General features: G+C 64.9%; 1 protein-coding gene. It reads right to left on the bottom strand.

What is annotated here, in order from left to right; all coding sequences use genetic code 11:
* Window positions 1-193 precede the first annotated feature (193 nt).
* Window positions 194-901: LysR substrate-binding domain-containing protein (locus D2K64_RS23835; protein ID WP_120010910.1), on the bottom strand; the 708-nt coding region annotated here is incomplete at its 5' end.

Below are 901 nucleotides of genomic sequence, written 5' to 3'. Positions count from 1 at the left end.
GGATCACCAGCTTGAATCACATCACCCCCGTGTCGGGGAAGCCCCCGTCGTGAGTCACGACCATCGGGAGTTGGTATGAGGAGCAGCGGGCGAGCGATAAAAGCAGCACATGCGGACATGACGAACGTCTGCTCTGGTCATCCGATTGCCTGAAAGCAGCCGTTTCGCTTTCGGCCATCTTTGCCCTTGTTTATTACTCCGCCCGGGCCAGCACAGGCCTGCTCCGCCCAACGAAGTCGAGAAAGGTCCGGAACGCGGAGGACATCTGACGGCGACTGGGATAGTACAGGAACCAGCCTGGCAACTGCGGACACCAGTCTTCCAGCACCGGCACAAGCTGGCCAGAAGTGATGCCGGGCTGCAGGTATTCCTCAGGCAGACGGATCAGGCCCAGGTCGTCCAGCCCGGCGCGCAAGGTCATGCGCGGGTCGTTCACCGTCAGCGGACCCTCGGGCGTGATGGTGACCTTCCGCTCGTCCTTCTCGAACTCCCATTGAAAGATGCTGCCGCCGGGAAAGCGGTGCCGCACGCATCGGTGACGCAGCAGGTCCTTGGGCTGCTCCGGCGCGCCGTGCCGCCGCAGATAGTCCGCCGTCCCGGCCACGAGGTAGCGCAGCGGGCCACCCAGCGGCACCGCGATCATGTCGCGCGCCAGATCCTCGCCGAAGCGCACGCCCGCGTCGAAGCCGCCCTCCACGATGTCGACGTGCGCGGCATCGCTCACCAACTCCAGCGAGACATCCGGGTTGGCTGCCAGAAAGGGGCTCAGCAGCGGCGCGAGGCAGATTTCCAGCGCGGGGATCGGCGCGTTTATCCGGACGGCGCCTGTGGGGCGGTCGCGGAAGTCGTTCACCGAATCTATCGCCAAGGCGATGTCATCCAATGCGGGCTGCAACCGCTG

The sequence above is a fragment of the Teichococcus vastitatis genome, assembly GCF_003604215.1.
GTDB classification, from domain to species: domain Bacteria; phylum Pseudomonadota; class Alphaproteobacteria; order Acetobacterales; family Acetobacteraceae; genus Pseudoroseomonas; species Pseudoroseomonas vastitatis.
This window is presented reverse-complemented; position numbering and strand designations above follow the sequence as displayed.